General features: G+C 71.5%; 10 protein-coding genes. 7 read left to right on the top strand and 3 right to left on the bottom strand.

The features are described from left to right. Nucleotides 1-28: 28 nt before the first annotated feature. The gene (locus tag JW592_RS07670; RefSeq protein WP_209264165.1) at nt 29-1,900 is read right to left on the bottom strand and encodes an SGNH/GDSL hydrolase family protein; all 1,872 of its coding nucleotides are present in this window, start codon (nt 1,898-1,900) and stop codon (nt 29-31) included. A 177-nt stretch (nt 1,901-2,077) separates the two neighbouring features. Between JW592_RS07670 and JW592_RS07665 the strand changes: the two genes are divergently transcribed. The 5 genes from JW592_RS07665 (at nt 2,078) to JW592_RS07645 (ending at nt 5,904) form a co-directional block, all read left to right on the top strand. Beyond that, complete coding sequence (locus JW592_RS07665; RefSeq protein ID WP_209264164.1) at nt 2,078-2,521, top strand: DUF6278 family protein; 444 nt, start codon at nt 2,078-2,080, stop codon at nt 2,519-2,521. A 77-nt stretch (nt 2,522-2,598) separates the two neighbouring features. Beyond that, nucleotides 2,599-3,381, top strand: coding sequence for an amino acid ABC transporter ATP-binding protein (locus JW592_RS07660; RefSeq protein ID WP_209264163.1), 783 nt, complete (start codon nt 2,599-2,601; stop codon nt 3,379-3,381). Nucleotides 3,382-3,394: 13 nt separating this feature from the next. Beyond that, nucleotides 3,395-4,330, top strand: coding sequence for a glutamate ABC transporter substrate-binding protein (locus JW592_RS07655; RefSeq protein WP_209264162.1), 936 nt, complete (start codon nt 3,395-3,397; stop codon nt 4,328-4,330). 27 nt (nt 4,331-4,357) lie between these two features. Continuing rightward, on the top strand, nt 4,358-5,002 hold the full coding sequence (locus JW592_RS07650; RefSeq protein ID WP_209264161.1) for an amino acid ABC transporter permease: 645 nt from the start codon (nt 4,358-4,360) through the stop codon (nt 5,000-5,002). Further along, a complete protein-coding gene (locus tag JW592_RS07645; protein ID WP_209264160.1) occupies nt 4,999-5,904 on the top strand; it encodes an amino acid ABC transporter permease in 906 nt (301 codons plus the stop codon). Before JW592_RS07650 ends, JW592_RS07645 begins: the two co-directional genes overlap by 4 nt. A gap of 23 nt (nt 5,905-5,927) precedes the next feature. On the opposite strand, the gene JW592_RS07640 is transcribed toward JW592_RS07645, so the two are convergent. Continuing rightward, entirely contained in the window at nt 5,928-6,659 is a 732-nt protein-coding gene (locus JW592_RS07640; protein ID WP_209264159.1) for a hypothetical protein, read from the bottom strand. A 110-nt stretch (nt 6,660-6,769) separates the two neighbouring features. On the opposite strand from JW592_RS07640, the gene ggt reads away from it, so the two are divergent. Beyond that, complete coding sequence (gene ggt, locus JW592_RS07635; protein ID WP_229375375.1) at nt 6,770-8,758, top strand: gamma-glutamyltransferase; 1,989 nt, start codon at nt 6,770-6,772, stop codon at nt 8,756-8,758. Nucleotides 8,759-9,056: 298 nt separating this feature from the next. Next, on the top strand, nt 9,057-11,426 hold the full coding sequence (locus tag JW592_RS07630) for a serine/threonine-protein kinase (RefSeq protein ID WP_209264158.1): 2,370 nt from the start codon (nt 9,057-9,059) through the stop codon (nt 11,424-11,426). Nucleotides 11,427-11,553: 127 nt separating this feature from the next. On the opposite strand, the gene JW592_RS07625 is transcribed toward JW592_RS07630, so the two are convergent. After that, a complete protein-coding gene (locus JW592_RS07625; protein ID WP_209264157.1) occupies nt 11,554-13,149 on the bottom strand; it encodes a CocE/NonD family hydrolase in 1,596 nt (531 codons plus the stop codon). Nucleotides 13,150-13,380 lie beyond the last annotated feature (231 nt).

Below are 13,380 nucleotides of genomic sequence, written 5' to 3'. Positions count from 1 at the left end.
GGGTGGGCGCACGGTGCTCCCGTAGTGCTCAGCTCGCGAGCAGCCGCAGGTCCACCGACTCGCCGATGGCTCGCAGCCCCGCGTCGCCCGGGTGCAGATGGTCGCCCGAGTCGTACTTCGGCAGCATCCGCGCGGGGTGCGAGGGGTCGCGCACGACGGCGTCGAAGTCGAGAACGGCGTCGAAGCGACCGCCGTTCTCCCGGACGAAGGCGTTCACCTTCGTCCGCTTGGCGTCGACCTCGGCCGTGCAGTCGTGGTACCCCTCACACGGAGTGATCGTCGCCACGACGACCCGCAGCCCGCGCTCCTTCGCCCGCGCGGCGATGGCCTTCATCCCGGTGATGACCTCCTCGGCCGAGGCGCCCCACCGCACGTCGTTGATGCCCTCGAACAGCACCACGGTGCGGGCGCTGGTCTGGGCGAGCACGTCGCGCTCCAGGCGGTGCTGGGCGCTGACGCCCGCCGTGTCGGTGCTGACGCCGTCGCCGGGGTAGCGGTCGGTGACGATGCGGTTGGCGGAGATGCCGTGGTTGAGGACGCCGAACCGCGGTACGTCGCTCTGCGCCAGCAGCCGACCCGCCAGTATGTCCGGCCAGCGCCGGTTGGCGCCCTCGGTGGAGCGGACGCCGTCGGTGATGGAGTCGCCCAGGGTGACCACGGAGCCGGGGCCGCCCTGGACATCGACGCCGGTCAAGAACGGCCACATGATCAGCGAGCGGGTGAAGGCGCCGCCGCCGGCCTCACCGGTGCGGTCGCCGCTGCCGCCCTCGCTCAGATACGAGCGCTGCAGCGCCTTGCTGTGCACAGGTGCGGCCGGGACGGGGTCGGGCAGATGGATGCTCACCAGCAGATTGGTGTCGGAGGGCACGTCGAAGCCCACGGGGTCGCTGACGGCCCGGGCGCCCGCGGGGATGCGGGTTCCCTCGTGCCCCCCGTCGAAGGTGAGCGGGGTGGGGCGCCGGTGCGCCGCGGCGCCGTCCTTCTGTACAGCGATGGAGGCGTGGCCGATGCGGACGGGCTCGGCGGCGAAGGTGTTCTCCAGCCGGATGCGCGCCCGGGGGCCGCCCGCCGAGGTGTGGACGACCAGCCGCAGCGTCTGGTCACGCCACTGCCCGGTCCCGGTGTAGCCGCCGGTGCTCGCGGCCCAGCTCCCGGTCCAGCCGGTGGCTTCCGGGCGTACGGCGACGTCGAAGATGTGCAGATCGGAGTCTGGTCCCGGGTCCTTCGGGAGGGTGACGGAGTGGACGTCGCGACCGCGTTCGAGCGGCACGGTGACCGCGTAGAGCTTCACCTTCTCCTCCAGCTGGTCGCCCTGCCGGGTGTTGAGGTGGGGGAGCGCGACGGCCTTGGTGGCGAGCGGGCCGCCGCGCCAGTCGCCCGCCGTGAGGGTGTAGGAGCTGCGCGAGCCGTCCCGGTAGCGCACGGTCCCCTTGCCGCTCGCGGCCTCGGCCGGCCCGCGCGGTGAGGTGGCGGCGACCAGGAAGGAGAGGGCGTTGCCGTGGCCGCCGACGCGTACCCGCTGTCCGTCGGCGATGACGTTGTCGGGGCGGCCGGGGGCCCGGTCGGGCAGGCGCAGCGGGGCCGCGTCCAGATCGAGGCGGGTGCCGGGGGCCCAGCCCGCGGCCCTGAGGTCCTGCGCGGACAGGGAGCGGCCCGCGCCGTCGAAGTCGGCGGCTGAGGGGTCGGCGTCGTTGCTGACGGCGCGGTTGTCGAAGAGGCGTTCCAGGGGGAGTGCGTGATCGGTGGGGGCGGTCGGCTGTGCTGTCTGTGCTGCCTCCGCTGTCTGTGCCGGGTGCCGCGTGCGGTCCTGCGCGGTGGCGGTCGCCACCAGGGTCGGTGCCGTCGCGGAGACGGCGGCCACCAGGATGGTGAGGGATCTGGTCCAGGTACGTCTGCGCACGTGATGCCCTCTCGTGGGACTCCAACGGCCGTGTGTGCACCCCGGATTCCACCGAGGCGGGGTGAAATTAGGGAGGCGCTGACGCGGCGTCAAGATGTCCTGCAGCCCAAACCGGGCAGGCTCTTCACACAGCGCGCCTATGGTGCCCAGTGGCGTGAGAATGCCACGCTGATGCCCATGCACTTCCCCTTTCTGGACAACTGGCGCAAGCCCCACCCGGATGCCGAAGGGGCGGCCGCATCGACCGGCCGGCTTTCGGAGGACCCGGAGAGCGCGGCGCAGCTCTTGTCCGAATGTGAACTGCTGCGCGAGCAGGCGCGGGGGGCCGGTGTCGAACTGGACGACTCCGTCGAGTCCTTGAGGGCGCTGGACCAACTGCTGCCGCACTGGCGCGAGGACCCGGAGGTCACTCCGTGGCTCGGCGCCGACGCCGGGCTCTACCTGGGGACCGTGGTGGTGCGCACAGTGCCCGGCGCCCGGTGGGTGCTGTGGCCGGACGGACAGCCGGTGGTGCGGCTGCCGTCCGGGCGGGAGGTGGATGTGCTGGAGGAGGGCGGGGCCTGGGCCGAGACGGGGTCACCTGAGCTGTCCCAGGCGTACGCGGAGGTCAGCGAGGGCTGAGGTACTCCATCAGGTGTACCGTCTTGTAGCGTGTCATCCCGGTGATGACCCATTCGGCCCGATAGTTTCCCTTTCTTATGGGATCGCTGCCTACCGACTCGCCGCCCACGCACTCGCCGCCGGGCGAACCGCTCATCGAGCTGCGGGGAGTCAACAAGCACTACGGCGCTCTGCATGTGCTCAGGGACATCGACCTGACCGTGGGCCGCGGTGAGGTCGTCGTCGTCATCGGTCCCTCCGGCTCCGGCAAGTCGACGCTGTGCCGCACCATCAACCGGCTGGAGACGATCGGGTCCGGCACCATCACCCTGGCGGGGCGGCCCCTTCCCGCCGAGGGACGGGAGCTGGCCCGGCTGCGCACCGAGGTCGGCATGGTCTTCCAGTCCTTCAACCTGTTCGCGCACAAGACCGTGCTGGCCAATGTGGCGCTGGCGCCCATGAAGGTGCGCGGCAAGAAGAAGGACGAGGCGCATACGCGGGCCCGGGAACTGCTGCGCAGGGTCGGCCTGGCCGAGCACGCGCACAAGTACCCCGCGCAGCTGTCGGGCGGTCAGCAGCAGCGGGTGGCGATCGCCCGTGCGCTGGCCATGGACCCGCAGGCACTGCTCTTCGACGAGCCGACCTCCGCGCTCGACCCGGAGATGATCAGCGAGGTGCTGGACGTCATGCAGCAGCTGGCCCGGGACGGGATGACGATGGTCGTCGTCACCCACGAGATGGGCTTCGCCCGCTCGGCCGCCAACCGTGTGGTGTTCATGGCCGACGGCAGGATCGTCGAGGACCGCTCCCCGGAGGAGTTCTTCACGGCGCCGCGCAGCGAGCGCGCCAAGGACTTCCTCTCCAAGATCCTCAAGCACTGAGAGGGGCCCGGTCGTGCGCACGTCCGTTCCGTCCAGCGGTACCACGGCTGCCCGCGGTGCGCTGCTCGTCGCGTTCCTGCTGGCCGCCGCCACCGCCTGCGGCGCCGCGGGCAGCCCGCCGGCGCGCGGTCCGCAGCCGGGCGAGCTGCCGCACTACGCCGTCGCCGAGGGCTTCTCCCTCCCCTCCTCGTCCACCTGGCGGAGTGCCCACCGGAGGGGGAAGCTCACGGTCGGCGTCAAGGAGGACCAGCCCGGCATGGGCGAGAAGAACCCGGCCACCGGCGAGTACACCGGCTTCGATGTGGAGATCGCCAAGATGATGGCCGCCTCGCTCGGCTTCGACCCGGACGAGCAGATCACCTACAAGGCCATCGCCTCGGCCAACCGGGAGACGGCCCTGCAGAACGGGCAGATCGACTACTACGTCGGCACCTACACCATCAACGAGGGCCGCAAGAAGCTGGTCGGTTTCGCCGGCCCCTACTACATCGCCGGGCAGCGGCTGCTGGTGCGCCAGGACGAGAAGCACCTCAAGGGGCCACAGGACATGGCGGGCAGGAAGATCTGCTCGGCCGTCGGCTCCACACCGCTGCAGCGCATCGAGTCGGACTACCCGCGCGCTGTCGCCGTCGCCTACGACAGCTACGCCATCTGCGTCGACAACCTCCTCAACGACCAGGTCGACGCGGTCACCACGGACGACACCATCCTGCTCGGCTACGCGGCCAAGGACCCCGCGCACTTGAAGGTGGTGGGCAGGGCGTTCTCCGAGGAGCCGTACGGCATCGGCGTTCCGCGCCAGGACCGGGCCCTGGCCAGGGCGCTGGACAAGGCGTTGACCGCCCGCGAGCGCAACGGCGACTGGAAGCGGGCGTATGAGGCCACACTCGGCCTCTCCGGCCGGCCGGCGCCGAAGCCCCCACGCATCGACCCCTCGCTGACGCGCTGACGGGCTGAGAGGAACGCGAACGGCTCCATGGACGTACTGACAGAGAACTTCTCCCTCTATGGCGAGGGCTTCTGGGGGACGGTGAAGCTGACCGTCTACTCCTCGCTGCTGGCGCTGGGCGTGGGGGTGGTGATGGCGGGGTTCCGGGTGGCACCGGTGCGTGCCCTGCGTGTGGTGGGCACCACCTGGGTGACGGTGCTGCGCAACACCCCACTGACGCTGCTGTTCTTCGCGATGCTGCTGGGGCTGCCCCGCTTCGGGGTGGCACTGCCGTTCGAGCTGTTCGCGGTGCTGGCACTGGGCTGCTACACCTCCTCGTTCATCTGCGAGGCGGTGCGCTCGGGCATCAACACCGTGCCGGTCGGGCAGGGCGAGGCGGCCCGCAGCCTGGGGATGACCTTCGGCCAGACGCTGGGCACCGTGGTGCTGCCGCAGGCATTCCGCAGCGTCATCGCGCCGATCGGCTCCACCCTGATCGCGCTCGCCAAGAACTCCGCGATCGCCGGCTCCTTCAGCGTCGTCGAGCTGCTGAGCACCTACAAGACGCTCAGCGAGAACGGCTACAGCGTGGTGTGGAGCTTTGTGTGGATCGCGCTGGGGTATCTGATCCTGACCCTGGCGATCAGCGCCCTCTTCCATGTGCTGGAGCGGCGCTGGGGGGTGCCCCGATGAGCCTGAGCGCCCTCAGCCCGAAGCGTGCGCCGGCCACCGGACAGGCGGCGCCCTCGGCGCTCTACGACGTCCCCGGGCCCAGGGCGCGGGCCCGCCACCTGGTGTACGGCGTCGTCGCGAGCCTCGCCCTGCTCGCCCTGGCGGCGTGGGTGATTCATCTCCTTGTCGACACCGGTCAGTTCGCGTATGTCAAATGGCGGCCGTTCGGCTACGTGGGCGTTCAGGAGCTCCTGCTGCGCGGCCTGGGCAACACCCTCAAGGCGTTCGCGCTCGCCGCCGTCCTCGCGCTCGCGCTGGGTGCTGTGCTGGCCGCCGGGCGGCTGTCCGAGCACCGGCTGCTGCGCTGGGGCAGCACGCTGCTGGTGGAGTTCTTCCGGGCCATGCCCGTACTCGTCATGATCTTCTTCGTCTTCGTGGCCCTCCAGGTGCCGGCGCTGCCCGCGCTGGTGACCGGACTGACCCTCTACAACGGCTCCGTCCTCGCCGAGGTCTTCCGCTCCGGAGTGAACTCCGTCGACCGGGGCCAGCGGGAGGCCGCCTACGCGCTCGGCATGCGCAAGACCCAGGTCATGGTCCATGTGCTGGTGCCCCAGGCGGTGCGGGCCATGCTGCCCACGATCATCAGTCAGCTCGTCGTCGCGCTGAAGGACACCTCGCTGGGCTTCCTGATCACCTACGAGGAGTTCCTGCACGCCGGGCGGCTGATCGCCATCAACATGGACTACACCATGCCGTTCATCCCCGTGGTGATGGTGGTCTCGGCGATCTACATCGGGCTGTGCATGCTGCTGTCCTGGTTCGCCAACTGGGTCGCCCGCCGCGAGCGCGGCAACGTCAAGAACGAGGCCGTCCCGGTCGCCCCGGCCGAGGCGGCCTCCACCATGCCGGGTACCCGTATGTGAGCGGCTTTCCCGTCCAGGGCCGGTCACTCCCGAGCTGTCGTCGCGGCGCGAGTCACATCGGCGACCAGCTCCACCACGTCCGGGCCGTACGCCTCGGAGTTGACGACCCTCAGCAGCAGGCAGAAGTCACCGCCCCGCCCGTACTTCCTGGCGAGCCGCACATGGTGCCGCACCAGGTACCGTGCCGCCGCCTGGTTGGTGATGGACCGCTGGCCGCAGATCAGGAAGACCGGCCGCGGGTCCTCCCGGTCCTGACTGCCGGTCAGCCGCGCGAGCAGCACGTACTCGACGGCCCCCTTCTGCGCCCGGTACCGCTCCTCACCGACGACGAAGACGCCCGGCTTGGCCTCGTCCGGCTCCACATCCAGCTCCACGGAGAACCCCGGCAGCAGCGACCCGAGATGCGCCGCTGTGCGCCGGTTGGAAGCAGGCCCCCCCAGACAGATCTCCGTACGCTCACCGAACCCCTGCCGAGCCGCGTCATGGCCGACGACCTCCGCCCTCGCACCGCAGTCCTTGATGAGCGCGGACAGCTCCAGCAGCGCGAAGACGTCGTTGGGCGCCACCGTCCACTCGTCGACGCCGGGGTCCCTGTTGATCACGAGCAGACACGTCGAGTTCGCCGGCATCCCGAAGAAGCGCTGCTTACGGCGGAGTCGGCGGCGCCACAGGGTGGAGCGGGCCAGCCAGCCCGCCGATGCCGTGATCGCGGCGGCGACCAGACCGAGCACGATCTCCCGCAGGTTCTCGTCCATGACGGGGCAGCGTAGGCCCTCCCGGGCGGCGCGGGCCGACCGGGTGACCGATGGCCGCCACCCGCCGCGCGGTACTGACGCATTCGCGTCAACCGCATTACGCTGCGCGGATGATGTCCAACGAGAGGGCCACGCACCGCCAGGGGCGCGGGAAGCTGCTCCCCTGGGGGCACCTCCCGGCCGGAGGCCGGGGGACTCCGGTCGGGAGGCACCCCCACAAGCCACAGAAATCCGCCAGTCCGCGGGCGTCGGGCAGGGGCAGCCCCTCTCGGCGCTCCCGTGCGGCACGCCGTGTCATCGCCGTACTCGGCACCGGGGCCGTGGTCGCCGGGGTCCTGGGCGCCGCACCCGCACACACGGCGGGGGAGCGCGGCGCGGGAAGCGGGCCCTCGCCCGCCAAGACGCCGGTGGCCACCGGCTACGGCGGCGCCGTCTCCAGCGTCGACGCCGACGCGTCGGCCGCCGGCCTCCAGGTGCTCAAGCGGGGCGGCAACGCCGCGGACGCGGCCGTGGCGACGGCCGCCGCCCTCGGCGTGACCGAGCCGTACTCGGCGGGCATCGGCGGCGGCGGATACTTCGTGTACTACGACGCCTCCGACCGCCAGGTGCACACCATCGACGGCCGCGAGACGGCGCCGCTGAGCGCGGACAAGCACCTGTTCACGGAAGACGGCAAGCCGATCCCGTTCGACGAGGCGGTCACCAGCGGTCTCGGTGTGGGCACCCCGGGCACCCCCGCCACCTGGGAGAAGGCGCTGCGGACGTACGGCACCACATCGCTCGCGAAGGCCCTGCGGCCCGCCACCAAGCTGGCCAGGCGCGGATTCACCGTCGATGAGACCTTCCGCGAGCAGACCGCGCAGAACGAGGACCGCTTCCGCGACTTCCCGGCGTCGGCCGACCTGTTCCTGCCGGGTGGCAAGCTCCCCGAGGTGGGCTCCACGCTCAAGAACCCCGACCTGGCCCGCACCTACCGGGAGCTGTCCCGCAAGGGCACCAAGGCCCTCTACCGGGGCGAGTTGGGCCGCGACATCGTACGGACGGTACGCAAGCCCCCCGTGGCCGAGGGCGCCGGGCGCACGGTGCGGCCCGGCGACATGACGGCGAAGGACCTGCGGGCCTACCGGGCACTGTCCCAGCAGCCGACCCGTACCGCCTACCGCGGCCTGGACGTGTACGGCATGGCGCCCTCCTCCTCCGGCGGCACCACCGTCGCCGAGGCGCTCAACATCCTCGAACGCGGCGATCTGGGCTCCCTCAGCGAGAAGCAGTACCTGCACCGCTATCTGGAGGCGAGCCGTATCGCGTTCGCCGACCGGGGGCGCTGGGTGGGCGACCCGGAGCAGGAGGACGTGCCGACCAAGGGACTGACCTCGCAGCGGTTCGCGGACTCCCGGGCCTGTCTGATCGACGATCAGAAGGCCCTGCGGAGCCCTGTCGCACCGGGGGACCCGCGCGACCCGGAGGAGTGCGAGCGCGGCGACGCCGACCAGGCGGCACCCACCACGTACGAGGGGGAGAACACCACGCACCTCACCGTCGCCGACAAGTGGGGCAACGTCGCCGCCTACACGCTCACCATCGAGCAGACGGGCGGCAGCGGCATCACCGTGCCCGGCCGCGGATTCCTGCTCAACAACGAGCTGACCGACTTCTCCTTCGTGCCCGTCAGCCCCGGCGTCCACGACCCGAACCTGCCGGGACCGGGGAAGCGTCCGCGCTCCTCGATGTCGCCGACCATCGTCCTTCGGCACGGTGAGCCGGTGCTCGCGCTGGGCTCACCGGGCGGCTCGACCATCATCACCACAGTGCTGCAGACCCTCACCAACCACCTCGACCGCGGGATGCCGCTCCTCGACGCCATCGCCGCACCCCGCGCCAGCCAGCGCAACGCCGCCCAGACGACCATGGAACCGGAACTGATGAACAGCCGGGTGCGGAAACAGTTGGAGGCGCTGGGCCACTCCTTCGAGCAGACTCCGGAAATCGGCGCGGCCACCGCGGTGCAGCGGCTGTCCGGAGACCGCTGGCGGGCTGCGGCTGAACCGGAGAGGCGCGGCGGCGGCTCGGCGATGGTCGTCAGGCCGACGGGAGGCTGACGGGGACGGCACACCCGCTCGGGCCCGGCGCACGCGGGCCCGGCGCACCACCTCGACGAGGTCACCGAATGCCGGGCGGCTCCGACGTATTACGTACCACGGAGTCGCCCGGCATACTTCGACCGTACGATTTCGACAGGGGACTCCGCGGGCCTGCCCGCCGCACAGGCCGAGGAAGGGCGAACGTGCCCTTCTCCGTACGCACCGCGCGTGGTTGCCACCTGATCACAGGCCGTACGATCGCTCTCCATCAGCTGTGTGACGGCCCGAGGTGGCCGAACGAACCGGGGGAGAGGCCATGAGGTCGCTGCGCGCGGACGACCCTGAACGCATCGGTGACTACCGGCTCTTGGGGCGGCTCGGTGAGGGAGGGATGGGCAGTGTCTACCTCGCCCAGTCCCCGCGCGGCCGCACCGTCGCCGTCAAGCTCGTGCGGCGGGAGCTGTCCGAGCACGCGGAGTTCCGGCACCGCTTCGAGCAGGAGGTCGGCGCGGCGCGCCGGGTCGGTGGCGAGTGGACGGCACCGGTCCTGGACGCGGACACCGAGGCCGATCCGCCGTGGGTGGCCACCGGCTACATACCGGGCATCACGCTGTACGAGGCCGTCGCGGGCCGGAAGTCGCCGCTGCCCGTACGGACGCTGCGCATCCTCGCCAACCGGCTTGCCCGGGCCCTGGGCGCCATCCACGAGGCCGGACTGATCCACCGCGATGTGAAGCCCTCGAACATCCTGGTCACCATCGACGGGCCGCGCGTCATCGACTTCGGGATCGCCCGCGCGCTGGAGACCGTCGCCGACGCCCATCTGACGCGGACGGGTGCCGTCGTCGGCTCGCCGGGCTTCATGTCGCCCGAACAGGTACGCGGCGACCGGCTGACCGAGGCCAGCGACATCTTCTCCCTCGGTTCCGTGCTGACCTTCGCCGCGACCGGGCGCGCCCCCTTCGAGCGCACGGGGGTCGCCGGGCATGTGCAGATGTACCGCATCACCCAGGAGGAGCCCGATCTCGAGGGGGTCCCCGAGGAACTGCGGGAACTGGTCGCCGCCTGCCTGGCCAAGGACGTGGCCCAGCGGCCGGGGCTGCCGGAGATCCTGGAGCGCACGGCGGACCCGGACGACGAGCCGGGCCCTGGCGCGGCCGGGTCCGACGGCTCCGAAGCGGCCGAACCCTGGCTGCCCGGCGGTCTGGTGGCCCAGCTCGGTCGGCACGCGGCACGGCTGCTGGACGCCGAGGTTCCCGGGGCGCAGGCGGCCGCCGAGCGCGCGGCCGAGGCCCCCGCCGTGCCACCGCGCCCCGGCGCTGAGCCCTCGCTGACGACCGTGGAACCCCTCCCCGGCGCCTCGTCAGCGGCGGAAGCGGCCGAGGGCGCCTCGGACACCGGCGCGCAGCCGGAGCAGGACGGCTCCCCGGACGGGTCGGAGCCGGAGCAGGACGGCGCTTCGGGGCAGAACGCCCCCGACGGCGATGAGCCGGGCGACGCCGAGCCGGGTGAGCACGCCTCCGGCGACCAGCCTGCCGGGCAGGGCGCCGCACCGGACCGGACGGGCACCGGGCAGGCAGGGCGGGTGCCGCCCCCGCCACCGGCCATGGGCGAAGCCGAGATGCACGGCATGGCGACCGTCACCGGGGCCGCGGCGCACAGCACCCCGCCGTCCGGCCAGTGGCCGCCGTACACCGGCCCGTACGGGCCACAGGCCGGGTCAGGTCCGCAGCCGGCGTACGCGCTGCACGGTCCGGCGGCACCGCAGCCGCACGCACCCGACCGCCGGCACGGCCGCGCGGTGCTGCTGGGAGCGCTCGGGGTGGTGCTGGCGTTGGTGTCCGGCGTCGGCACGTTCGTCGCGCTGCGCGTGTACGACAAGGGCGACGACGGCAAGTCCGGCTCCGCGGCGAAGCAGACACCGGGCCAGGAGCGCGAAGCGTCCCGCAGGCCCTCTCCCAAGGACATCAGCAGTCCGGCGCCCGGCGGCGCGCTGCCCAAGGGCTATCTGGGCGCCTGGCAGGGCAGTGTCCAGGACTCCGACGGCTCCACCCTCACCCGGCGGTTCGAGATCCGGCAGGGTGAGGAGGGCGAGGTCGTCGCCAAGACCGTCAACATCCGGGCCGGCATGATGTGCGAGGGGGAGGCCGTCCTGGTGGCCTTCGACGGGGGCGCCGCCGGGCTGCGGGTCACCAGCCGGATCACCGACAGCCATCCCGCGTCCAAGCCCTGCTCCCCGTACAAGGAGCAGAGGCTGAGACTCCGCAGCGACGGAACCCTCTCCTGGGTCTACCCGTCCGGCTCCCTCTCGGCCAGGCTCCGCAAGGTGGGCGATCCGGCGACTCCGGTGCCCGCTCGGATGGCGGGCGAGTGGCGCGGCCGCAACCAGCGGGGCGAGGAGCGGACGCTGACCCTGGACCGGGGCCGGGTCGGCACCGCCACTCTGCGGGTGTCCGGCGAGTACGCGGGCAACAACTGCGTGTGGCAGCACACGCTCGGCGGCGCGGACGGGGACACCCTGGTGTACGGGCCCGACAGGGTCGTCGAGGCCATCTCAGGTCAGGGCTGCACCTCGTCCGCCAGTTCGCTGACGATCACGGCGGCCGGTGACGGCGAGATCCGCGTCTCGGCCGTACGGGAATCGGACGGCGCCCCGCGCACTTATCGCCGGGCCGCCGCTGATTAGGGCTTGCCCCTCCCTCGGATCCGGGGAGGGGCTGCCCCTTGTCGTCCGTTGCGGACTGCGGCGCCGTTGTGCTTGCTCGCGCAGTTCCCCGCGCCCCTGAATGGCTGCCCGGCGAAGCTTGGGCAGCTCAGTCCCGTGTCGGCACCGTGACCAGTGACGGGTCCCCCTTCGGGGAGGAGAAGCTCAGATGCGCGCCGTCCGGGTTGTACTCGGCGTAGAGCGGGTCGACGGTGTCGATCACGACGGCGAGCCGGTGACCCCTGGGCACGTCGTACGCGGTCGAGAACAGCTCCAGGTCCACGGCGAACGGCTTGCCGGGGGTGCGGCCGTGGAAGGTCTGCGGCGCGTGGCTGATCAGCTTGCCGATGCCCAGGGGACCGACGTCGTAGAGGTAGGCGTAGTAGGTGCCGCTCTCCTTGTCGCTGGTCACCGTCGTGTGCAGCTTCGGCGTACCGCGCACCTGGGTTCGCCGCGCGTAGCGCTCGGACTGCCATACGGCCGCACGTGAGCGGGGCAGCAGCGGTACGGATACCAGCGGCGGCAGCTCGAGGAACTGGTCGAGGATGCCGGTCAGGAAGATGGTGCCGCCGTTGGCGCCGGAGTCCTTGCCGGTGGCCAGCTGCTTGGTGCCGTCCAGGGAGACGGTGCGGTTGCCGGACGGGACGTCCCGCCAGCTTCGGTACCCCTCGTAGTCCCCGTTGGACCGGGGCTTGAGCTGGACGGGCGCCTCGGTGTCGATGCCGTTGTGCTCGCCCTTGAGGTAGCGGTCGAACCAGCGGCGGGCGTGGGACCAGGTGTCGTTGGGCAGTCCGAGCAGTCCGGTCGCCTCGGCGGTCGCGTGGTCGCCGGGGCGGAACTCCAGCCGCTTGGGCCCGCGCAGCTTCTCGTAGAAGTCGGCGTACTGGTTGGGCGGGAAGATCGAGTCGTTCCACGCGTTGCCGAGCATGATGGCGGCGCCGTTGTCGTTGATCTGGTCGAGGTAGGTCGCGGGGGAGCGCTTCTTGCCCCACGCGAGCATCTCGTCCTCCTTGTCCAGGTTGGAGGAGAGGAAGTTCTTCATGATCTCCCGCAGTTCAGGGCTGGGCCGGCCGGTGAGTTCGCCGGAGGCGCCGAGCATCCCGGCTGCCTGAAGGTGCTGGGTGCGGCCGCTGTAGATGGCGCCGATCAGGTCGGCCCAGCCGCTGAGCGCGGTGACGGCCTTGATCCGCGGGTCGTGCCCGGCCGCCAGCAGGCTGATGCCGGCGCCGTAGGAGACGCCGCCCATGCCGATCCGGTCCCTGTCGGCGGGCGTGTGGGCCAGGGCCCAGTCGATGACGCGGGAGGCGTCGGCCACGTCCTTGGGGCCCGCTGTCTCGATTCGGCCGCCGGACTGCCAGAAGCCGCGGGAGTTGTAACTGACCACCACATAGCCGGAGTCGGCGAGCTTCTTGGCCTGGGCGAGGTATTCGACCTGCGGGCTGGCCCAGCTGGTGGGCAGCACGATCAGCGGATAGCGGCGGGCGGAGTCCATGGTGGCGCCCTCGGGCAGGAGCACATTGCCCTTGAGGGTGATACCGCCGTCGCCCTTGATGTCGACGAAGTCCACGCCTGCGGCGGCGGACGCGGCTGCGGCGGTCGGCTGCGCCGTCGCGGCCGGTGCGGCGGCGAGACCTGTGGCGGCGAGCGTCCCGGAGAGGAGGACGGCGGCCGTACGAATGTGCCCTGAGGTGGGGGAGGGGCGCATGCACTGCTCCAGTTGTCGAGGGTGTCCCAGGGGTGGGGAGAGAAAGTGACTGGAGAGTAAGCGCGTTGGGCTACCGGGGGTAACCCGTCGGTAGGTTACGGACCAGTAAAGAGGTGGGCCGCTCGCCGCTCCGCACGGGTTCTTGTCACGCGGGCAGGGGGGACTTACGGTCTCAACCTCACGTATATCTACGCGTGTCGAACAGGCTGCCGTATCCGAGAACCCCTCGCG

The organism is Streptomyces spirodelae (assembly GCF_017676385.1).
Classification (GTDB): domain Bacteria; phylum Actinomycetota; class Actinomycetes; order Streptomycetales; family Streptomycetaceae; genus Streptomyces; species Streptomyces spirodelae.
This window is presented reverse-complemented; position numbering and strand designations above follow the sequence as displayed.